A 23,468-nucleotide genomic window follows, 5' to 3' on the forward strand; every position below is an offset into this window, starting at 1 on the left:
GTGTTTTTATTGATCGGCGGCGGAATAAAGTAAGCGCTCAAATCGCTCATGACCGTGTAGAAGCTCAAGATCTTGTTCATCAGCCAACAAATCTCGAATGGACGGACTGGTGTCGATTGCACGTTCTAAATCTTCGATAGCTTGCTCTTCGATACCCAATCGAGAATAAGCACAGGCTCGCTGATACAGTGCTGGGCCATTTGTATCGTCCACTTCCAGGACGCGATTACATAGACTGAGTGCCCAGTGGTACTCTTTTATCTCCATCGCGGCATCGGCTTTGTAGGTGAGCGCTTCTAAATCACCCGGACGAACCAGCAAAATCTCATCGTAAATATCAATGCGCTGCTCGGGCGTTTGAGAGCTTTGCGCGCGCAACCACAAGTTATGGATTTCGTTGATCTTTTCGATTTCTTTGTTGTTTTCACTAATGATGCGTGTCTTACGTTTTAAATCACGCTCAAGAGCCACGAATTTTTTCTCGTATTCTTGCGCGATTTTTTCCAGGCGTTTGTCGGCCATCTCTGTCGTGTTGTTTTTGAATTCTCTCAATGACTGCCAGCCAACGAACGCAATCAAAGAAGCAACACCGGCGATGATGTAAAAGAAATACGTCACGGTGACGTTCGCATAGTTCAAGGATTTATCGGCGACGGTTAACTCGCGGTCAGTGATTTCGACAATCATTCTGCGTTCTAAATCTTGCTGCTCTTGTCGCAGTGATTTTAACTCATCGAGTATGTAACGCTCCATGAGTGGGCGGTCTAATAATTCAGATTCGGAGTATTTCTCTTCTGACGCGAAAGTTTGGAAAGAGAGGAGGGCGGCGAAAAAAAATGGCGATAGCTGTGCGCATAAAACGTCCTTTTGCGTCGATTTTTGGGATGGATCCATGAAACCATAGCAAATTGAGACGTGGTTTAGCAAAAATAGCACGAAAAATGGTTGTTTTATAAAGTGTTTAACGACAAAAGTCTTACCAATATTTTTATGATGAATGGAAGTGGTGAGAGAGCTTTGTTGGCTTTTACATGGATTGGTTTTGGTATTATTTTTGGCTATTGGTTTTAATGATTGATTTTAATGACTAGGCGTTAATACAACTAAGCCCTTGCCATATATGGGGATAGGATAAAGGGCTTAGCGAGCACTCAAATGGGTGAACCTATGGCACACCAAACTCTGTTAAATTGGTGGTGAATAATAAGGTATTGACTACCCGTAGCGTTGATTCATCTGGCTTCATTGAATAGGCACGCTTGTATGACGTTGCCGCTTGATAATCCTTTCCCTCAGCTTGAGATATTTTCCCTGCGAGGATATTACTGGTCCATGACTCTCTCACTGAAAGCGCTTGAGATAGGTGCTCTTTCGCTTGCTTTGGATCATCGAGTGAAAAAGAGTGAATCGCTAGCGCTTCATAATAAATTGGGGCGTGAAGCTCATCATCAATATCCATTAAGCTATTGAACAAGACTTCCATTTCCGTTGTTGAAATGGCGTTTGGCTGAATGGAGTTGAGAATGGACGCTGAAATAAAACGTTCGGCAGCCGCAATCTCTAATGTTGGGTCAATGGCTAGCACTTGATCATAAAGTTTGATCGCTGAATAGAGTGAGCGCACGGTAATAATATTGGACGCATAATGAGCTTTGTGTATTAAGTTAAATGTAGCGGCATCTTGCGGGTATTGTCGGTCTAGCTTACTGATAATTTCATGGTCAAAAGGCGCTTCTAGTGCAGATTCTATATCAGAAAGAATGATTTTAGGGACGGTTGAAATCACATCATCGTGTAACGAGTATTGTTTTTCGAACACTTTGTTATTCGACAAGTTGTCATAGATGTAGAAAGTCAAAACGGGTAGGTTGTCTTGTTCTTCAATAAATCCTGACATGACGAGAGCGGCGCGTTCAGAAAGCTCACTACTTTGTTCATATAATAAGGATGAACGGTAGCGACCTTGTTGGTTGACTCGATAATTGATGAGATCACTTAGACTGAACGCAAAGTGTTGATATTTAGGTTCGGACTCAAAAGTGACAAAAACCATGTTATAGGGGTCGATTGTGACATTTGGCGTTGAAAGGCCTTTGGGGAGTGACCAAACCGCGATAGAAATAGCGGAGATTAACGTTATCACTAAGAGGCCAAGCATGATTTTTGACTGTTTGAGGATGTGAGTTTTCGCCGTTGGTAAGTCATTACTTAGTGATGAGGTAAGGTCACATAATTTGACATCGGCCTCTAATACATAGCCTGCTTTCGGCCGAGTGATAATGACTCTTTTGTGTTCAGCGCTGAGTTCCGCTAAGGCTTTTCTTAAGTCGCTTACCGCTTGTGTTAGTGAGTGATCGCTTACAAAATCACGGCTCCAAACTGAGGTTAAAATTTCTTCTCTTGAGAGTGTTTTGTTTGGGTTTTGTGCCATAAACAGTAATAACTGATTGGCTTTAGGATTCAGTAGAATACTTTTTTCATTAAAGCTTATGGTCTGTTCTGCACTGTTAAAACAGATGCCATTAATCATGTACACGTGCTATTCCTTACTGCAACTCGTGTATTGCTTGAATGTCTAGCTTCCCCCTAGAACCAACTAAATCCCTTTTTCAAACAATGTGCCGAATGCATATTCTTTTCCTAGATCAAATACAAAGAAAACTTGGTGCTCATTTTTCTTTACTAACGTTGTAGAGAGAAAATGCCCAATGACGGGGATATCCAATTTTTCTTGCGAACGAATTTGCTCTAGCCAAGTTGTTGTGCGATCTCTGACGCTAAACAGATACTCACTTCCTGTGTGTTCCACGTATTTGAGATCCAGTCGAAATGCAAATTTGGCGTTATCCTGTGCCTGCGCTACGAGCGATAGGGTGATAGATTCTGCCTGAATAAGAGCATTGACTTCGTAATTTATCGGACCTGTTTTTGTTTCTAATTTTGAATGTCCGGTCCAAACACCAGCGATACTTCGCAATGGTGAGTTCATTTTATTATGTAGCTCATACCCAGCCCAGAAAAATACGAAGGCAATGATAAATAATGTGATGCTCGTAATTACATGATGTTTTTGCATAACATTACTCCCTGATTTATTTCACAAAGTCTATATCCCAGCTCGGTTCTTTCAATAAATGCTTCTTTATCTGAATGGGGTGAATTAAATCGAGCAAGTTCGATGTTGTCGGGCTCAAAAAGGTAATGAGTTTGATTGTTATTTGCTGTAATGCCGATGACTTCTGGTGTGCCAAATTGATAACCAGTAACAAGAAAAAATAAACCTAAGATCAGCCCAAAAATAAAAGTGGGCAAATATTGGGTATGAGTCCCCTTTTGTTTAGATATGGCCCCCATTTGGTATCGAACAAATTTAGGACTAGCACCCAATATGTATCCTGTTTTGGGGATGGTTCTTATTAACGTGCGATCGCTGTCGATGAGATCGTCTCTTAATGTTTTTATGGCTTGGTTAATGGTTGAGTCGGTTGCATAGGAGTTGCTCCATAGCGCTTGTTGAATGGCATCTCGTGTTGCTGGTAACGGGTGTTGTTTAATTAAAATGTGCAGTAATTCGTTTTCACGAGCTTTTAAGATGATTCTTTTGTCTTTGGTTATTATCACGCCCTCTGTCGGAGAATAACAAAAGCCGTCAAATTGATAATGATCGCTGTGCAGAACTAAATTCACTCGTTGCCCAACCTATCTAATTTACGCATCCCGCCATTCTAAGAGCTAACGGATTTAGTTATGTTGTTAAACTTCACAATAACTTTTGCCTTGAGGTATTTTTGATAAAAAGCAGAATTTATACCTTTCTCATCTAGATATATTCACCAATATGATGGCATTTGAAAGAATAAAAACATCAAATTGAGGTTTTTTTGAGGTCTATTATTCACTGAAATCGCATTCTATCTCCATCGGCTTGATGCCATTTACATCGTTGAGTTGCTGCATGTACCCAACGACCTTGTTGTTTTCGGAGATAGAAAATGAAAACAAATCGCTTTTTGCTTACTGCTAGTGCTTTCTTGTTAGCTTCTCCTGCGATAGCTATTGAGATAGCCAAACATGATACGGCAACACTGGAATTTGGTGGCTGGATTGCTGCTGAGTACAGCCACAATTTTGATGATAGTCCCTATGATTTAGGCTTTAACTCTAATGCCTCTCGCTTGTTCTTTGCGGGTGAGAACAAAATCAATGACGACATCACCGCATTTGGAAAATTGGAATATGCCTTAGCGTTTAGTGATGTGACCGATAACGAGTTTAATACGCGTCTTGGTTACATCGGCATGCGAACAAAATATGGTTCGATTGAAGCGGGTAAAGTCTGGTCTCCTTTTTATGACATCGCTATGTATTCAGACACCGTATTCAGCAATAAAGATACCGCAACCGGGGCATTCTTTGCGCCTGCATCAGAAGTGGGTGGTTTTGGTCGAGCTGACAATTCGGTTAAGTACTATCACCAATTTGGGGTTGGGGATGGCAAGATACTCGTAGGTTTGATTGCGGGCGATCAAAGTGACCAAGCCATTACTGATACGGTCACCGTTGGTACGACTTATGGTGGTTCTCTACGTTATGCGCAAGGTGGCTTTCAATTTGGTGTCGCTCACCAAGTCGCGAATGCGGATGGGTTAGCAAAGGGTGAAGATGCCATCAGTGCGACCATTGTTGGAGCATTCTACAACAATGAAAAATGGATGCTGGGTGGAAACTATACATTTGGCAACAACAATCAAAAAGAATTTGGCGTCGCACCCGTTGCCTCAGAACTCGTTGATTCCGATGGAATCGAATTTTTTGGACACTATCGCTTTTCTGATAGCTGGAAAGCGTTTGTTGGCTACAACCGTTTAACGACTGAAACGGACGCATACACGACAGAATTCTCTAATGTTGGCGTAGTAAAAAACTTTGATAAAAAGCTCGCCCTCTATTCTGAATATCGAATTGATCATGACTCAACCAAGAACAGCTTGTTCCATGGCGATGCTTGGTCAATCGGCATTATCTACTTCTTCTCTGAATACCCTCAATATTTCTAGATTGCTAGAAGGAAAAAATTATGGATGTAGCAATTAAAAACCAAAATAAATCGGGAATGGCCATGTGGTTCCCTTTGCTTGTGGTCTGTGTCGCACAGGTCGGAACATCGGGTGATAACTCGGTGCTTTCAATGTCAACCAATGAGTTTATCTCGCAACTGAATGCAACGATGAACCAAGTTCAGTTGGCCAATATCGTGTACAGCCTACTTGCGGGTGCGTTGATGGTATTTGGCGGTATGTTAGGTATCGCTAAGGGTTTTAAACAGGTGTTTATGGCCGGCGCAGCGTTGTGTGCGGCTGGTGAAGCGCTAGCGGTTGTTTCACCAAATATGGATGTACTTATTTGGGGTGCTCGCTCTCTAACGGGCTTTGGTGCTGCGTTAATGATTCCATCGGTACTGGGCATCATTGTCTCTCTCTATGAGGGTAAAGAACGAGCCGTGGCGTTTGGCGGTGTCGGTGCAGCTACGGGTGTTGCGGCGGTTGTGATGCCGATTGGTGCTGGCATCATCATGGATGTATCGGGTTATCAAGCTGCGTTTTCTACCATGTCAGGTTGGTTTGTACTTGTTTTTTTAGCGGCGTGGAAAATCATTCCAGACATCAAACCAGCACAAATGCGAGTGGATTATGTGGGCACGGTAATGGCGTCGTTAGGTTTGCTTGCATTCATCATTGGTTGTTCAAAAGTGTCTGAATGGGGCCTAATTGAACCAATGTCGGCACCGTTTACTGTGATGGGTATTTCTCCAGCACTACCACTTGCTATCTTGGGTATCGCGATCATGATTGTGACTATGATGGTAGAAAAACAAATTGAGCAAAAACATGGCGCAGCGCTTATTCCAGAATCGTTTATCAAAACTCGCCAAGTTCGTAATGGTTTGTATGTAACGGGCCTTATCTTTGCGGTATTTGGCGCAGCATTTTTCGTGACGCTGTCGTGGATCATGGTGGTTGCAGGCCTTGGTGGCGCCGCAACGGGTGTCGCAATGGCAACCATGGCTGCACCAATGATTATTTTCTCTCTTGGTATTCCTAAAAAATACAGCCATTGGTCTCCTCGTATGGTGGTACTGGCGTCATCAGCAGCGGTTTGCCTTGGCGCACTTTCAATGGCGTACTCGCTTCAAGCCGATGGTTTCAACCCAATGTTTATGTATGCCGGTTTGCTACTGCTTGGCTGTGGTCAAGGTGGTTACGCTTCTCAATCAGCAATGATTGTGGCTTCAGCACTTAACCCTCGCGATGCTGCGCAGTCGGGTGGTATTCAGTGTTCAACTCGTAACGTTTGGCAGGCCGCTGGTGTTGCGATTATTGGTGCGGTGCTGCTATTCAGCTCGACATCACTATACAAATCCAACATTGAACAAAGTGATGTTGCACCAGTGGTGAAAGCCTATGTTGCAGAGACTCCGGTTCATGGCTTTATGTCCAATCAAGTGCTTCTCGATAAGCTAACACAAGCGGGTGCGGATATGCCTCAAGCAGAAGCGGCGCTGTCTATCTACAAAGAAGGACGTATTGATTCGGCACAGTATGCGTTCTGGGCACTGACATTATTCGTTCTGCTTCACATTCCAGGCTTTATGGGTATCCCGACCCAAGGTTGGACCCAAAAACCATAAAACGAAATTCAAATGAAATGTCCTGCACTTACTTGCTATCCCACTTCTCAAAGTGAGCGCAGGACGCACCCTACAAATTAATAAGAAGAGACATTTTTATGAACTATCAAGCTCTATGCATGCGCCTAATTGATGCAAAACAACCAGTGACCGTATTTACAGCACAGAAAGTGATTACGATGAACCCTGACCAACCAGAAGCAGAAGCGGTTGCGGTTCAAAATGGTGTGATTGTCGGTGTCGGTGAAATTGAAACGATTCGTTCATTGCTAGCTGCCCATCGTATCGAAGCAACATTCAACGATACGTTCGAGCAAAACTACATTTATGCAGGCTTTGCAGAACACCATATGCATCCACATGTGTTAGGCGCCTACCTTAAAGATTCACACTACGTGGGTTATGTGGATCGTAAAGCGGCAGATGGCTCAGTCATGAAAGGTATTCAATCGGTTGAGCAACTGACAGAACACCTAAAAACGTTGATTGAAAAAGACCGTGCCCGTTTGGAATCAGATAGTGAACAGTGGTTAAACTGTTGGGGCTTTGACCCATTGTTGCTCGCTGGCGCTGACGTGACTCGCAATGTGTTGGATGAAGTGAGCAAAGAGTTTCCAATCTGTTTAGGGCATGCGTCTGGTCATGTCATCAATATTAACTCTGTCGCGATTGAGCTATGTGGTTACGAGAATATGGAAGAAGACCCAAACCTATTCCGTTATGAAAATGGTCAAGTGAACGGCACGGTTGCGGAGCCTGCGATGATGCAGTTCGCGTTTGCTAAAGGCGCAGCAAGAATGGACTTCTCTGAAGAGGGCATCATTCATGCGGGTGAGTTAGCAACCAAAGTGGCGCGCATCAACGGTTGTACAAGCGTGACAGATAAAGGCACGAACTTCCCGTTGACTCCGGGCAATGTGGCAGCAGAGGGGTGGTTAAAAGCACAAGAGCAAGGTCGTTTGTATACTCGCGTCAATATGGAACCTTGGTTTGCTTCAATTGATCGCTGGGTTTACGGTGACAAACAAGGCTGGGATGCGGTGCATGCAATCCGTGATGAGAAAAACCCGTACCTATCCGTTGGCAACTTTAAAATGTTAACCGATGGCTCAATTCAAGGATTTACCGCGCACTTACTTCCTGGACAAAATTACGTCACAGAGGGTAAGCCAAATGGTCATCTATTGATGTCCAAAGATAAGTTGATTGAACAGATTTCTATCGGTGAATCTCACGGCATGTCTTGTTCTATTCATACCAACGGTAACGGTGCCACGGAAGTCGCGATTCAAGCAATTGAAGAACTTCGTAAAACCAAGCCAAATCTTGGATTCCGTCACTCATTAGAGCACTGCCAGTTAGCGACAGAAAACCAGTTTTACCGCATGAAGCAAGTGGGTATTACGCCAAACCTATTTACTAACCACTTGTATTACTGGGGGGATGTGCACGCGAAATACACTGTCGGTGAACATGGCGTGAGACGTATGGATGCATGCCGTTCTGCAACAAATCATGGCTTAATGCATGGTGTGCATTCGGATGACATGGTGACGGAAGTGAGCCCTTTGTTCTCGGCTTGGTGTGCGGTCAACCGTCGCTCTCTTAGCGGCAAAGTATACGGCGAAGATCAATGTTTGACAGTTGCGGAAGCAATGCGCGTAATCACTTACAACCACGCGTGGCTTGCACACCAAGAAGACGTTCGTGGCTCAATCGAAGTAGGTAAGTGGGCCGATTTCACCATCTTGGCAGAAGAAGCAACAGAAGAGAAACGTGAAACCCTGAAAGATATTCGTATTGTCGGAACCGTTATTGGTGGTGATGACATTTTCTTGAACTAATGTAGGGGGCGGGAAGGCGAAATGCTTTCCCGTTTTACGTTATGGATACATTACGAGCATCATGGCGACAGATTGAACCTTGGTATCTTTTTATGGTGGTTCTTGGCGCATTTAACGTCGGGTTCTGCATTATGTTGGTTCCACAATTTGTTGTGGCCTCTTTCGACTCTGGGCTAGCTAAGATTGGTTTGATCATGTCCGCTTGGACTGCTGGGCCTTTGATTGGTCCTTGGTTTTCAAAATACATTGATAAATGGGGCACGCCTAAAATTTGGCTGTCGGGTTTATTTCTTATTAATGCCTGCTTAGCGTTTGTTGTTCAGTACTCACAAAGTGTCATGAGCTTGTTCATCAATATGTTCGTGCAGGGGCTTATCTATGCGATAGGGTACTCTATTCTCAATTTGCTGATTGTTCGACGCTATGAAGAAAAAGAATGGCATGGACGAACAGGCATGCTGATTGCTGCTTTTATAATTGGAGAAGTGATCGGTTTTGGTATCGCCGGAAGAATCGATGCTCCTGCGGTCGGTTTTGTGGGAGCAAGCATGGTGATGATCGTCACCAGTCTACTTGCCTTAGTATTGGTACCAGACTTTAACAAATCTTTTATTCGAAAACGCAGTCCGGAGCAGCAATCGCAACAAGTGAGAAAGCTGGTGTTATCTCCTTTTGGCATAATGGCACTTGGCTGGGGGCTGCTCTGTTTTGCTGCCCAAATTCTATTTTTGCCGTTCCCTGTGTTGATGCGAGAAGTATTTCAAATTGCCCCAGAGCACTCAAGTTCCGTGGTCAGTATCAGCGGCATTATCGCGCTTAGCTTCTATCCTATAGTAGGAAAGCTCACTGAGCGATTTGGTGCGGACAACGTGCTCATTTCTTCGAGCGCAGTCAAAGCGATGGTGTTCATTGTACTAGCATATTGTGCGTTTTATTACCAACCAGAGTTGATGTTTGTTGTGCTCTGCATGGTTTTCGTTAATCGCTGTACTTGGCCGTTTATGATGGCCAGCTCTCAAATTCAAGCAGCGCAACTTTCTGGTGAGTGCTCCAAATCAATGGCGCTGACGATTTTTATGGCTATTGCTGGAATCGGTAACTTTCTCTCAGGCGTGGTTAACTCGTTAGTAACGGCGTCTCTAGGCATGAATCATATCCCTTTAGTGGCGGCGATGACGGCTTCGGTAGGTGTTGTTTTACTGTTTGGCAACAAGTACCGCGAGCTTAGGCATGACCAACACATTGACCAACCGAAACATTACCCTTAAGGAAACATTATGAAGACTATGGATAAAGCAGTCCTTTTAGGAGTGCTGGCTTTTCTTAGCCCATTTTTTATTTTTGACTCTGTTTATCAGGCTTTTATTACCATTACCGACCAGCATGGTTTTGCGATGTCGGGGGTTAAATTTGCCATTTTAGCAACCTTTGGCGAGGTGCTAGGGCAGCGAATTCGCACTGGTTCATGGTCAATAAAAGGCTTTGGCGTAATCCCGAAGATGATCGTCTGGTACGTATTAGGTGTTGTGATCAAAGCGGCGTTTGTTGTGTTTGCGGTTGGCGATCCTGTTGTGTTGAACAAGTTCTTACCTGAGGCAGGTCCTGTGCTGACCGCGCTGTCTATCAGCCTTGGCCTTAATTTGATTTTTGCACCAATTTTTATGACTTTACATAAAATCACAGACTTGCATATCGCCGATTACAACGGTTCGATTTCGGCACTGATTAAACCCATCAATATGACTCAAAAGTTCAGCCAAATTGATTGGAATGTGCAATATGGATTTGTGTTTAAAAAGACCATTCCGCTATTTTGGATTCCGGCTCATACGATTACTTTCTTATTGCCGCCGGCATTTCAAGTTGTGTTTGCGGCTAGCCTAGGTGTTGCGCTAGGGGTTATTTTAGCGCTCGCAAGTGGAAAACCTAAAGTAACGCCGACTGAACAACCGGCATAAAAAGTAAGGCCTCACTCACGAGGCCTTATCATCAATGGCTATTTAGCAACACTAAATGGACGAGTGTCATCATGATGACAGGTTATAGCTGATCTTCGATGGGTAAGATTCCGGAAAACCATGCGCCAAGTCTTCGCCAAATGCTGGCTTCAGGCTCTGAATCGAAAGTTTCGCCCGTTGTAGCATCAATCCATGCAATGTCACCATCGCGAACCACAACTTGGTAAGCGTTTTGTTTGAGTTGTGCTGGTAATCTCGCCAAAGATTCTTGTACGTATTCTGATTGCTCTATCACTACTGCCATTTCAGTATTGAGTTCGGCAGAGCGAGGATCCCAGTTCATTGAACCAACAAATAAGGTCGTACCATCAATCATCATTGCTTTGGCGTGCAAACTAGAGCGACTGCTGCCTGTTAAACTCCATTTGCTTTTTACTTCAGCGCTGGCTTTCACTTCCCAAAGCTTGATTCCCGCTGCCACTAAGTCCTGACGATATTTTGCATACCAACCGTGCACGGCAAATACATCGTTGGATGCTAGGCTGTTGGTAACAATAGTGATATCCACACCACGTTTGGTTGCGTCGACTAACGCTTGAGTACCGGACTCCGTCGGAACAAAATACGGTGAAATCAAAACAAAGGAAGACTCTACGCTTGCAAGCAGCTCACTTAAGTTGTGGATCAATTGGCTCTCTTGCGTGGCGATTTTATCCGGAAGGTCAAACCAAACTTGGGCTGGGCCCCAATAGAGGTTGAGTGTGCCTTGCTCCAGATCTTCATATAGATCGAGTTTTCGAAAGTTATAATTACCGGAAGAGAACTTTTCTTCCAAGCGTAGTTTTTTCACCTGTGTTTGAATCACTTCATCTGCGACTTTGTCTGACTCAGGAATGATCCATTCCATTGGCACGGAGTAGAGGCTGTTCCAATAGAGATCAAATTGATCCGCCGTTTGAGTGACGGCTTCACCAAATAGCATGACATCGAAGTCACCAAACTCGACACTGGATTCAAAAGAGAAATACTCATTACCGATGTTTCTGCCGCCAACGATCGCCGAAACACTGTCAGCAATAAGGGATTTATTGTGCATACGTCGATTTAGGCGGGTGAAGTCACTCGCCAATGCTAAGACGCGAGCATCACGATATTGATGAGGGTTGAACAGACGTATTTCGATATTAGGGTGCGCATTGAGCTCTGCCATACCTAAATCATTGCGTTTTTGCATATCATCGAGCAAAAGGCGAACGCGAACGCCCCGTTGTGCCGCTTCATACAAACGCCATGTCATCAATTGACTGGTCTCATCACTTCGATAGATGTAGTACTGTAAATCGAGGCTTTTTTCGGCAGATTCGATTAAGGCAATTCTTGCTAACAGGGCCTCATCACCTTGGTGTAAAGGAACAAAAGCGGTGGTCGAATCTTGTTCATAGTCTTCGAAAAAAGCGGCCAAAGGAGAATCTTGTTGGTAGCCGAAGTGAAAGCTCGTCGATTTTTCACTTGGGTCTCGAGGCTGTATCGATGAGCAAGCTGAAAGCAAAATTAAAATAGAGCTCAAAAGTACTTTAGAGAGAGAATGGGGCAATGCACACTTCCTTGTTTGCCATTGCGTTATTTTCTTTGAATTAGAATCAATGATAACGCTGTGAATTCCATTTATTGAGATTACTTTGATTATATATCAAGGAATAACAGCAGGTAATCTGTCGAAGTGTCATTGAGTCGCAGTTTTGCTTTTTCTTCTCTATTTTCCAGACGGACAATATTATGTTTTTTCATTATGTTTCGTACTCAAATGGTTAATATCACTAATAATTGGTGGTAATTGCCAATACTGCGCTAAAGAAAATCTCCCAAATACTCTAAGTTGTTGAATATTAATAAGTAAACTTTTGGCATATGGATTGCGTATAAAGATTAGGTGTAATGGAGCATGACTTGCACAAGTGGTTAACTTTTTGTTAATTTTATTAACTTTCTATGGAAAGTGATTTTGTGGCGGAAGAACATAACCTATGTGCTCGCTACCTCATTACAAAGCTGTCTATTTCAGATGCGAATATCTCACCATTTACCCTTGGGGAGTGAAAATCTAAGTTATTGATCAATATGATTTTAACATAGTGGAAAGACGAGAGTCTTAGGGGTGAATCGGTGATTACTACAATAAAAAAGGATTTTTGATGTTAGCAAAACCAATCTTCCGTTGGCTACTGCCTTTCGTTGTCGTGGGTGGCTCTTATGCGGGCTATGCCGCTATTGCCGCAACGGCCCCAGAGAAAGAACCAACAAAAACAGCGATCGGTGATCCGACCGTCCATACCTCTTCCTTGTTCCCTACAGACCATAAAGTGGTGATCACAAGTCACGGCGAAATGGTGCCGTTTGAGAAAACCCACTTAGCGGCTCAAGTGAGTGGTGAGGTGATCAGCTGGCACCCTAATTTTGTCACAGGAGGCATAGTAAAACGCGGAGAAGTGCTGTTTACGATAGAAAGCGATAACTATGAAGCGGCAGTTTTACAAGCAGAAGCCGGGCTAGCAAGTGCGCGCGCCACCTTAATTGAAGAAGAAGCAAAAGCCGAAGTGGCGAAGCGACAAGCAAGAAAGCTCAGCGATAAGCAAGTTACGGATTTGTACTTGCGTAAGCCTCATGTATTAAGCGCCCAAGCTCAAGTTAAATCAGCGCAAGCGGCGTTGAAGCGTGCTAAGCGAGATCTGGAAAACTGCAAAGTCGTTGCTCCTTACGATGCGCTAGTGGTTGAACGTGAAATTGGCGTAGGTCAGTTTGTATCATCAGGGTCACGAGTGGCAACGTTAAACAATATTGAAGTTGCAGAAATTCATGTCCCGATTGCTGGGTTTGACAGTGCATTTCTCCCAGAGTCGGTTTCTGAGTTAAGAGCAACCGTCACGCAGCAAGGTATTTTGTCTACGACTCGAGAGGGGGTAGTGGTTCGCGATCTTGGTATGATTGATAGCGCAACTCGCATGATCAACATGGTTATACAGGTCCGAGACCCATATGGCTTAGATAATAAAAAGCCACCAATCAAATTTGGTTCTTACGTGGAAGTGAGCTTCACCGGTAAAGAGTTGAAGCATATTTATCGTCTTCCTCAAGAATTGGTAAAAAACCGCACAGTTTGGGTGGTGAATGAAGAAAATGAACTGCAGCCACGTACGGTGAATGTTTTGCGTGCCGAAGGTGAATTTTTGCTTGTGGGCGAGGGCTTAGAGCAATCAGATAAGCTGGTGTTAACACTACCAGAATATCCGCAAAAAGGCATGACAGTCCAAGTGGCAAAAAAGAATAACGACTCCGAAACCGTCGTGCAGTAAGTAGGAGTCCATCATGGAAGAGAAACAACAAAAAGGCTTAATCGCCTATTTTGCCAATAATTCTGTCGCCGCGAATCTAATGATGATGTTTATTATCATTATGGGGATCGTGAGCTTCATATTTATCCAACGCCAGATGTTCCCGAACGTTGAAGTGAACTACATCAATATTCGTGCGGCTTACCCTGGGGCCTCTCCACAAGAAATTGAAGAGAGTATCCTTGTTAAAATAGAGGAGTCGGTCAAGGACGTTACCGGCATCAAGAAAACCGTTGCACGGGCGTCTAGAGGCAGTGCGCATGTCTCGATTGAAGTGGATGTAAATGCAGATATTAAGCGCGTTTTGGACGATGTAAAGCAGCGGACGGATACTTTATCTAATCTACCGGCAGGCATGGAACCCATCAACGTTTATCAGGTTGAATGGCGCCAAGAGGTGATAGAAATGGGCTTGGTAGGGGACCGTCCTCTTGAAGAGCTTAAACCTATTGCTAAGCAAGTTGAAGATGAACTTCTACAACTGAAAAACATCATGTTGGTTGATCTCAGTGCTCCAGAAGAAGAGATCGCTATTGAAGTAGACCCTCTGGTTCTGCGCAAATACGACCTCACCTTGAATGATGTGAGTAACGCGATTCGTCGTTATTCCGCTAACTTTTCGGCCGGTGAAGTAAAGACAAACGCAGGCATGATCGCGGTACGTATTGAAAACCAATACTATCATGGCGATGAGTTTCGCAATATTCCGGTAAAATTAGGCGCAAATGGTGCAAAAGTGTTGCTGCAAGATATTGCGACCATTAAAGATGGCTTTACCGAAGAAGACCGTTATTTCGAATATTCTGGTCAAAATGCCGTCTATATGGCGGTACAAGCGACTCGTGACCAAAACATCATTCCTGTAGCGGAGTCGGTTCGTAAGTACATAGAGGCTAAGAATAAAACGTTGCCTGATGATGTTCAGTTAAAAGTGCTTGTCGATATGACGTACTATCTGAATGGCCGATTGGACATGATGTTGAAAAACCTACTTCAAGGCGCCGCTTTGGTCGCCATCATGTTGTCGATTTTCTTACGTTTCCGACTCGCGATGTGGGTTATGGTTGGCTTACCCGTTTGTTTCTTAGGGGCGGTAATGCTGATGCCGATGTTTGGTATCACGGTAAACGTCATTTCATTGTTTGCTTTTATTATGGTACTCGGGATTGTCGTTGATGATGCCATCGTCACTGGAGAAAGCGCCTATAGTGAAATTGAAGAAAAAGGTGGGGGCGTAGATAATGTTGTTCGTGGCGTTAAACGTGTGGCAACGCCTGCGACGTTTGGGGTTCTGACGACAATTGCCGTCTTCGCTCCATTCTTATTATCAAGCGGAATAGACAGTGCTTTCTTCTACGGTATCGCCGGTGTCGTGATCTTGTGTTTGATTTTTAGTTTGATTGAATCAAAGCTCATCCTGCCAGCGCACTTAGCACATACCAATTTCACTCCGATTAAGCCAGGGAGTTGGCGAGATCGCTTTAACCAACGCTTTTTCGGTTTCGTGAACGGGCCTTATCGACGCTTTGTTTCCACTTGTACGCATTGGCGTTGGACGGTGTTTGCGGTTTTTGTGGTTTACTTGTTATCAGTGCGGCACTCGTCAATTCAAATTACGTTCGAGTGATTCCAAATCCTAAAGTACCGACAGATTACCCTGCGGTGACGATCGAAATGAATGATACCGTTTCGAGTGAACAAACCATCAATGCGCTGAAAACCATTGAAGGGGTGATGCAGAAAATTGAGAATCAAACCATTGATGAGCACGGACAAGGGATGATTAGAGATGTCCTGTCTTACAATCGAAGTCGCACTGAAGGGCGTATTTTAGTGCCGCTTGTTGATGAAGAACTGCGTCCTTTCAACACGTTTGAATTAGCACGACGTTGGCGAGAAGCTATGCCAACAATTCCTGGTATGAAGAGCTTTAAGATTCGTGAGCAAAGTGCTGGTGGTGGTGATCGTGATGAATTCGGCTATTTGCTGTTTGGTTCAGATATCAATGAGCTTAACGAAGCGGGCCGTTATCTGATTGGTCGCCTACAGCAAGAAGAGGGGCTGTATGATGTGTCGTCATCCATCGATTCAGGCAGTAAAGAGGTCCTGCTGTCTTTAGCGCCAGTGGCTTATGACCTTGGCTTAGATCTGACAATGGTTGCTGAGCAAGTTGGTGGGAGCTTCTACGGTGGTGAAGCACAGCGCATCATTCGAGATGGCGAAGAAATTAAAGTCATGGTTCGTTACCCTCAACTGACTCGTGAAGCGTTCTCATCATTGCGTTATGCCGTGATCACAACACCGGCAGGCAAAAAAGTGATGTTGGGCGATGTGGTTAATATCAGTGAGCAGCCTGGGGTGAGTACGATTCGACGCGAGGGCGGATACCAAACGGTTTATGTCTACGGCTCAATCGATGAAGAACTGGTGGAACCACAAGAAGTGGTGAAGATCATTGACGACACTATTTTGCCAGACTTACAGAGTGAGTTCCCAAGTGTTAAAACGGAGCTTGGTGGTGATATCGAAGAACAAGTCGCGCAACGTAATGAACAGATCATGTTCTTCATTGCCGGTATGATCATCGTTTACATCCTGCTTGCTGTGCCATTAAAGAGTTATACCCAACCATTAATCGTGATGTCAGTGATTCCGTTTAGCTTAACGGGGGCTATTTGGGGGCATTTTTGGTTGGATATGGACATAAGCATGATGTCTACCTTTGGATTGATCGCGGCGGCTGGTGTAGTAATTAATGATTCATTAGTGATGACCGATTACGTCAACCAAGTGCGTGAAAAAGGGATGAGCATTAAGCAAGCGGTTGTTGAGGCGGGGTGCGCGCGTTTTCGAGCCATTACACTGACGTCTATCACGACCTTTGCGGGCGTACTACCAATTATGTTTGAAACGAGCCTACAGGCACGCTTTGTCATTCCAATGGCGGTCGCGCTTGGCTTTGCTGTTCTATTTGCAACCGTCCTAACGCTCATTTTGGTGCCGTGTTTGTACCTCATGTTAGAGGATATTAAAGATATCTTCCGAGCGGTTAAGCGATTTTTTGGGCGCATATTTGGTAGACTCAGAAAAGATAAGCAAACCCAACTTGGCGATCAAAGTACGCAAAGTTAATTCATCGTTTTGAAACGCTAACTAAAGCAGCTCTTGAGCTGCTTTTTTTTGTGCGTCGTTTTTTGGGGGGTAACCGCATCTTAACTCGACTAGGTTATACTATAAATAGAGTGAATGGTTAGTTATTCAAAAATAGCGTTGGTTAATTTAACCCTCAGTGTGTGAATTTCGCCATTAAGTAAAAGCGGGAATTATTTAATTAAACCTAAGTTGTTGATATTAAGGCTTTAAAAAGTTGGCATTCTATGTGCAATGTATAAATTGTAAACCAATGAACTGCTAATCCTAAAGGAGCTTATTATGCATAGCGTATTTCTTTCTACTCTAGGTCTTATTGCTGTAATGTCATCGCCAATCACTGCTGCTAACACTTTAGATAAAGAAGAGTGGAGTGCAGATTTACGTCAAGAATTTACAACGATGAAGCATGAAGCCGTCGCTGACATAGAACAAATGAATATGGACGCCATTGATGAACGTGACGAACGTATCGTTAAACATATCAAAGAACAACAAGCCCAATTGGTTAAAATCAAATGCCAGAAAACGGAAGCGAGTAAGTCTTAGTTTCTGACAGACGGTTTGTCACTAGAATGAGTGATAACCAAGAGTGACTCTCATACGAGCTCAATGTTAGTTAGCAGTCGACATTGAACTTGTTGCTCTGTTTGCCAAGCTTTATCGCTTGGCTTTTTTGTGTGTATACCCAAGCCCCTCGAGTCAATGATAAAGCTGTGGATTCAGTGCCTTGAAGTCACTTAGGTATAGGGATGCAATAGATAGAAAAAAGCCCGCAAAGAAAACCTTCACGGGCGAAAAAGGGCACCAACTTAGGTGTCTATTCATTTTGGAGATGGTCGAACGTCCATATCAAACTGATAATAGGCTTGGTGAGGGGCATACCACCAGTGCGACCAACGAGGTTAAAGTTAACATTGTTGAAATCATTGTTGAAATGTTAATTGTCGAATTAATGATTTCATTTTTGTTGTGTATGATTAAAAATGTGTTGGTTAGGTGTGTTTTTTACTGCTCAAAAACAGGCATTTAATTCGATAAGTTGAATAATTTCTATCTTTGCATCCAGTTTTGTTATGAAAATTTCCCACCACTCCATTAATGAATTTTCATATTTAAGTGTAAATTGACGCGAATTGGCGTTAAATGTTGCTGGTTTGTGTGTTTTGTGAGTAAAGATTAAATAACCTCAACTTGGGATAAGCAAGTCTAGATTATCCCTAGCTGAGGCTAACGAAAAAGAGAGCGACGTTTGCCACTCTCTTTACATTTCGATTATCCAATTATTTAAGGCAGAATTCTGCGGATAAATTAAATGGTTTCATGTTTATGAACTAAGCCAAAATCGGCCAAAATGGCGTAGGCTGCGGGGATCATAAATAACACGAGCAATGTTGATGCAAAAATACCGAACACAATGGAGATAACCAGTGGCTGAATAACTTGAGCTTGTAAGCTGGTTTCCGTCAGCAGAGGCAACAAGCCAGCAGCGGTCGTCATGGAAGTAAGGAATACAGCCCGAAAGCGCTCGCGGCTAGCTTTAACTACCGAGTCGTGAACGCTGTCCCCTTCATCTACGTGATGACGAATATATTGCACTAAGAGAATGGAGTCATTCACGACGATTCCCGCCAATGAAACAAAGCCCATCATGCTTGGCATACTTAGCGAGTGCCCAAGCAAAATATGTCCCCAAACCACACCAATAAAAGCGAGTGGAATAGCAAGCATGACCACAAAGGGTTCCAGATAACTGCGGAATTGATAACTTAAAATGGCAAATACGCCAAACAATCCAAGTAAGAATCCTTTACCCATTGATGCCCCTGTTTCCGCGGTATCTTTGGCTTCACCTTCAAAGTCAAAACGCAGCCCAGGATATTTCTGGATAAGTTTTGGCGCTTCATCTTTTTGAAATTGTCGAATGATGGCAGTGGAGTTCGCTTTGGTATTATCGATATCCCCAAATACACTGATTGTGCGGAGTCCATCAATGCGTTGAATACGAACGTAGTTACGTTGGAAGTCGAGAGTCGCAACCGTTGCAAGGGGAATTTGGCTCCCATCGGACAAAATGATTGGGAAATTTGCCAATTGTTGTAAATCCCCGGCTTGCACTTTGTTGAGACGCACTTCAATTGAAATGTTCTCTACCCCGACTTGAATTTCATCAGCTGTTTGACCAAAGAACGCCGCGCGAAGTTGGTTAGCGATCAGTTGGCCGTTGATACCATAGGCTTCTGCTCCGGGACGTAGTTTGACCAACACTTCTTCTTTACCCATGCGCATGTCATCTAATATGCCGTGAACGCCATCAAATTCATTAAGATATTGTTGAATATCGATGGATGCGGCTTTCAGTGCATCAAGATCGTCATGTTTAGCACGGATCTCAATCGCTCGGCCTCCTGGTCCCATGGTTGGTTGTTTAAAGACTAAGGATATAGGGTCAGCTAATTCCCCAACATCATCACGCCATGCTGCAATAAAATCATCAATTAGCGTATTACGGCTTTCTGCGCCTAATAAATCTAGGCGAACTGTGGCAATGTGTGGGCCTGATTCATTCGCATCTGCATTCGCGTTAAACTGACTGGTGATGTGGTGTATGAGTGGCTGCCCATTTTCTTCATTCTCAGACCATGCTTTATCAAGCTTTTGCGCTGAAGCAACAATTTTGTCGACCACGGCTTCTGTTTGAGACAAAGAAGAACCGGGTGGAAGAATGATCCGCGCCTCGGCAATGTCGCCATCTAATTCAGGGAAAGGCTGGAATTTGAGCATTCCCCCAACAAGCGTTGCCGCTGAAATGAGCAGTAGCGCGATCACTCCGCCGATAAACGCGTAACGATATTCTACAACTTTGTCGACCGCATTCACCAACGTGGTATTGCGAAAGTTCTCGAATGAATCTAATAATTTTTGTTTAAATTTAGCGGTCGGTTTATCTTGTTTTTGCTTGTGCAAAGAGTGCGAGAGGTGGTTGGGTAAGATCAAAAACGCCTCGACCAAACTTAGGGTAAGCACCAAAATCAGCACTTGGGGTACCGCTTTAAGCACCGCGCCCATTTCACCTTGTAGAAATAGTAAACTACCAAAAATACAGACGGTGGTAAGAAAGGAAGAAATAACCCCCGGCAGCACTTTCTTCACGCCTTTAACAACTGCATCATCGATTTCTTCGCCGCGGTCTAGATGTGACGCGATGGATTCTGCAATCACGATCGCGTCGTCCATCATAATACCGATAGCCATGAGCAAACCGACGAGTGACATAATGTTGATCGAAAGCCCTAGTTGAGCCATCAGAAATAAGCCGCCTAAAAATGCGACAGGCAGGCCAGCTGCAACCCAGAATGAATACCGAAAACTGAAGAATAGCCACATGGTTGCAAAGACGAGAACGATACCTTGCCAACCATTTTTTACCATCATGGTGAGGCGATCCCAGAGAACGGAGGATAGGTCATTTGTCATTTGCAACATCACACCATCTGGAGCGATGGCTTGCTGATCTTGAACAAATTGGCTGACACGTTCTTTTATACGTAGGGCATCATCTTCTTTGTTTTTGCTCACTTTCAATAAAGCGGATGGGTGACCGTCGAATAAGACTTTTTGCTCATCGAGTTCAAAGCGGTCGGTAATAGTTGCAATGTCACGCAACCGAATAATCGAGCCATTCGGGCCAGAACCGACAACAATGGTCTCCAATTCTTCTGGTGTGATTCGACGCTCATCAAATCGAATTAAGAAGTTTTTATCCGGTGTTTCTACGTTACCGCTCGGCAGTTTTACATTTTGGCGTCCAATTTGCTCGGCAATATCACCAACGCTAAGCCCTAATTGCCGAATAGCTTGGATATCCAGCTCAATGCGGTATTGATGATCAGAAAAACCAGCAACGTCGACCAATGACACGCCGTAATCTAACTTTAACGTTCGCTTAAGCTGTTCTGCATACGCTTTGAGCTCTGGCCAAGTGGTATCAGCGGTAATGGCGACATCAACCACGGGTTCGTTCCAATCAAGCTCTTGCACCATTGGTGATTCGATTTCTTGAGGAAAGTCGTTGATGGCATTAATTTGGGTTTGAACATCGACCAACATCCGGCCAATATCGGCGTCTTCATTGAGTTTTAGTATTAGTCGGGCTGACCCCTCGATTGCCTCACATTGTGTTTCCTCAATGTTTGCTAGGCCATCGACGGCATCCTCCATACGCACACAAATGCTTTCTTCAACTTCTTGTGGTGAGGCACCCGGATAAACGACTCCCGCTAAAATATAAGGAGGATCAAATTCGGGAAACGTCTCACGCTTAATCGTCGACAGCGACGATATGCCCAAAATAAGCAAAGTCAGCATGAGCAAATTGGCTGCAGTAGGGTGCTTTGCAAAGAATCGAATCATGATTCAGACCCCTCGTCAGATTTGTCCATGTCTGGAGACGCTTCTTTTAATAACATGCCATTGATTGCGGGCAGTAAATCGTTAAGGATCAGCTTTTGCCCTTGCTCGAGTTCGCCATCAACGACCACTTGGTTATCACGTCGATAGAGTACTTCAACCTTGATCACGCTGAGTCGATTATCTTCTCCCATTAAGTAGATCTTGTCACCATGCAACGCGCGCTCAGGGATAACCCAACTTGGATTCGCTTGGCCCTCAATACGTGCACGTACAAACATGCCATTAACCAATGGGGGGTTAGAGGTTGGGTTTAACATTCGATAGTCTTGTTCTATTTCTAGAATGACCCCTGCGGTAGCTTGGCTAGGGTCGACTGTTTCACTGATGCGCGCTAGTTTGGCAGGCCAGCGAGCAGATAAATTACCACTGTTTAGCTCGATGCTAGCATGAATAGTGTTCATATCTGGCTGTGGGATGCCTGATTCATCCCGAGCAAACTCACCAATGCTTGCCGCGAGAGTTTGCATGTCGTGGATAGACAATTGTGCTTCAACTTCCATGACATCAATGCCATGTGCGGTGATCATGGTTTGCTGTAGATTGACCACTTGGTTTTGCTCAATATCGACCTCGGATATGCGCAAGTCATACGGCAATGTGATGATGGTTTTGGCGAGTGAACGCTTAGCTTCATCGACTTTAGATGCGTTGACTTTGACGAGAGCTTCCGCAACGCGTTTTTCATCGGGCATTAAACCAATTTGGTTTTCGATATCCAGTACCAACTTTTGCTGAGAAAGGGCACTTTGTTCTTGTTGATCCACATCGGATTGGGAAGTTAAGCCTTTTTTGCGTAGATTCTGTTTGCGCGCCAACTCTTTATTGGCAATAACCAAGCGGTTAGCTTCAATCTTGAGAGTGCTTTTTAAGTTGGTTTCTTCTTGAGTTAGCTTAGCCAAAGAGGTTTGAGCAGATTTTAAGTCGGCTTGCGCTTGCACCAGTTTCAGTTCGTAATCGAGAGGATCAATTCGTAAGATTTCACTCCCTGCTTGAAGCACTTGGCCTTTTTCTAGTTGCGGGTGACGAAAGACGACTTTGCCTGTCACTTCGGCAATGGCTTTCCATTCTACTTTTGGCGTGATTTTTCCAAATCCGATCGCTTCAGGTGCAATGGCTTTTAGTTCTAACGGAATGGTTTCGACTAAACGCGCACGATCGCCTGCTGGTTTGGTCGGCAAGTCGGGCTTTAGCGCTATTGCTAAGAATAGAATGACGACCCCGACCGCGAGAGCAGGGAAGAACAGCAGTTTTTTATTCATTTTCATATTGATTGCCCGAGTCTAGAAATCCATGTTTCATCAGTTGTATGTTGTGTTCGAATAAGCGGTTTAAAAAATCTTCATTAAGTTCAATGCCATGCATCGAAAGTAGAGCTGGTGGTGCCATAAATGGAAACACCATTAAGCTGATATATGAAACTCGGCAAAGTTTAGGATCTGCTCCTTTTCGCAATACACCGCTATCAACCAACTTATCGAAAATAATGCCTTGCATCGGTTGACTGATATCTGCAAAGACTTTTTCTAGCAGTTTGCGTTGAGTTTTGGATGGGGGCATATGCATGACTTGAGAAATCAAGCGCGGGAATTGGGGGACTTTGATCATCTCACGATAGTAGGTTCGCATTAGATCGAGGAAATTTTTCTCTGAGCTGTCTGCAACCAATGCTTGCATCTGCTTTTGCATGGGAGAGAGTGTTTCTCTCAACATGGTTTCAAATAGTCCTTCCTTATTGCCAAAGTAGTAGCGAATCATCGCGACATTAATGCCGGCTTTTTGTGCGATCAAACGTGTCGAGACCTTGTCATAAGCCAGAATGGTGAAAAGTTCTCGAGCTTGGAAAATTAGGCTTTCTCGCGCATCGATTTTTTGGGTAGGCCTACCTGCTCGCCGATTAGCTTCCGTCACTACTGCCTCACTAAATATTAAACATTTGATTAATTATAAGCCGCTGATTTCTTATGCG

The 23,468-nt window shown here is 44.1% G+C and carries 15 protein-coding genes and 1 pseudogene; 8 read left to right on the forward strand and 8 right to left on the reverse strand.

The window, feature by feature from the left end; translation table 11 throughout:
• Positions 1-6 precede the first annotated feature (6 nt).
• The 4 genes from KHN78_RS20570 to KHN78_RS20585 form a co-directional block, all read right to left on the reverse strand.
• Positions 7-894 (reverse strand): tetratricopeptide repeat protein, encoded by an 888-nt coding sequence (locus KHN78_RS20570; RefSeq protein WP_211918681.1) that lies wholly within the window; start codon positions 892-894, stop codon positions 7-9.
• Positions 895-1,165: 271 nt separating this feature from the next.
• A complete protein-coding gene (locus KHN78_RS20575; RefSeq protein ID WP_223917834.1) occupies positions 1,166-2,530 on the reverse strand; it encodes a winged helix-turn-helix domain-containing protein in 1,365 nt (454 codons plus the stop codon).
• 66 nt (positions 2,531-2,596) lie between these two features.
• A complete protein-coding gene (locus KHN78_RS20580) occupies positions 2,597-3,076 on the reverse strand; it encodes a hypothetical protein (RefSeq protein WP_211918697.1) in 480 nt (159 codons plus the stop codon).
• A complete protein-coding gene (locus tag KHN78_RS20585; RefSeq protein ID WP_211918699.1) occupies positions 3,058-3,687 on the reverse strand; it encodes a transcriptional regulator in 630 nt (209 codons plus the stop codon). Before KHN78_RS20585 ends, KHN78_RS20580 begins: the two co-directional genes overlap by 19 nt.
• Positions 3,688-3,992: 305 nt before the next feature.
• Between KHN78_RS20585 and KHN78_RS20590 the strand changes: the two genes are divergently transcribed.
• The 5 genes from KHN78_RS20590 to KHN78_RS20610 all read left to right on the forward strand — a co-directional run bounded on the left by KHN78_RS20590 (position 3,993) and on the right by KHN78_RS20610 (position 10,490).
• A complete protein-coding gene (locus KHN78_RS20590) occupies positions 3,993-5,057 on the forward strand; it encodes a porin (protein ID WP_211918701.1) in 1,065 nt (354 codons plus the stop codon).
• Positions 5,058-5,077: 20 nt separating this feature from the next.
• Positions 5,078-6,688: an MFS transporter gene (locus KHN78_RS20595; RefSeq protein WP_211918703.1), complete on the forward strand. Its 1,611-nt coding sequence runs from the start codon at positions 5,078-5,080 to the stop codon at positions 6,686-6,688.
• Positions 6,689-6,786: 98 nt separating this feature from the next.
• Positions 6,787-8,532, forward strand: coding sequence for an amidohydrolase (locus KHN78_RS20600; protein ID WP_211918705.1), 1,746 nt, complete (start codon positions 6,787-6,789; stop codon positions 8,530-8,532).
• A 41-nt stretch (positions 8,533-8,573) separates the two neighbouring features.
• Complete coding sequence (locus KHN78_RS20605) at positions 8,574-9,800, forward strand: MFS transporter (protein ID WP_211918707.1); 1,227 nt, start codon at positions 8,574-8,576, stop codon at positions 9,798-9,800.
• 9 nt (positions 9,801-9,809) lie between these two features.
• Complete coding sequence (locus KHN78_RS20610) at positions 9,810-10,490, forward strand: hypothetical protein (RefSeq protein WP_211918709.1); 681 nt, start codon at positions 9,810-9,812, stop codon at positions 10,488-10,490.
• 82 nt (positions 10,491-10,572) lie between these two features.
• Here KHN78_RS20610 and KHN78_RS20615 read toward each other — a convergent pair whose 3' ends face one another.
• Entirely contained in the window at positions 10,573-12,084 is a 1,512-nt protein-coding gene (locus KHN78_RS20615; RefSeq protein WP_211918710.1) for a phospholipase D family protein, read from the reverse strand.
• Between the two features lie 598 nt (positions 12,085-12,682).
• Here KHN78_RS20615 and KHN78_RS20620 point away from each other — a divergent pair.
• The 3 genes and pseudogenes from KHN78_RS20620 to KHN78_RS20630 all read left to right on the forward strand — a co-directional run bounded on the left by KHN78_RS20620 (position 12,683) and on the right by KHN78_RS20630 (position 17,578).
• Entirely contained in the window at positions 12,683-13,840 is a 1,158-nt protein-coding gene (locus tag KHN78_RS20620; protein ID WP_211918712.1) for an efflux RND transporter periplasmic adaptor subunit, read from the forward strand.
• A gap of 13 nt (positions 13,841-13,853) precedes the next feature.
• Positions 13,854-17,011, forward strand: a pseudogene (locus KHN78_RS20625) (efflux RND transporter permease subunit).
• 300 nt (positions 17,012-17,311) lie between these two features.
• Entirely contained in the window at positions 17,312-17,578 is a 267-nt protein-coding gene (locus KHN78_RS20630) for a hypothetical protein (protein WP_211918714.1), read from the forward strand.
• A 762-nt stretch (positions 17,579-18,340) separates the two neighbouring features.
• Here KHN78_RS20630 and KHN78_RS20635 read toward each other — a convergent pair.
• Genes KHN78_RS20635 through KHN78_RS20645 form a run of 3 tightly spaced genes read right to left on the reverse strand, consistent with a single transcriptional unit; the run spans position 18,341 to position 23,410 of the window.
• The gene (locus KHN78_RS20635; RefSeq protein ID WP_211918716.1) at positions 18,341-21,442 is read right to left on the reverse strand and encodes an efflux RND transporter permease subunit; all 3,102 of its coding nucleotides are present in this window, start codon (positions 21,440-21,442) and stop codon (positions 18,341-18,343) included.
• Positions 21,439-22,767, reverse strand: a complete 1,329-nt coding sequence (locus KHN78_RS20640; protein ID WP_211918718.1) for an efflux RND transporter periplasmic adaptor subunit — start codon at positions 22,765-22,767, stop codon at positions 21,439-21,441. Before KHN78_RS20640 ends, KHN78_RS20635 begins: the two co-directional genes overlap by 4 nt.
• Positions 22,754-23,410 carry a TetR/AcrR family transcriptional regulator gene (locus KHN78_RS20645; RefSeq protein WP_211918720.1) on the reverse strand — a complete coding sequence of 219 codons (657 nt, stop codon included), beginning with the start codon at positions 23,408-23,410 and terminating at the stop codon, positions 22,754-22,756. The genes KHN78_RS20640 and KHN78_RS20645 overlap by 14 nt, the downstream gene beginning before the upstream one ends.
• Positions 23,411-23,468: the final 58 nt, after the last annotated feature.

Origin of the sequence: Vibrio sp. B1REV9, from assembly GCF_905175395.2 — a bacterium.
Classification (GTDB): domain Bacteria; phylum Pseudomonadota; class Gammaproteobacteria; order Enterobacterales; family Vibrionaceae; genus Vibrio; species Vibrio alfacsensis.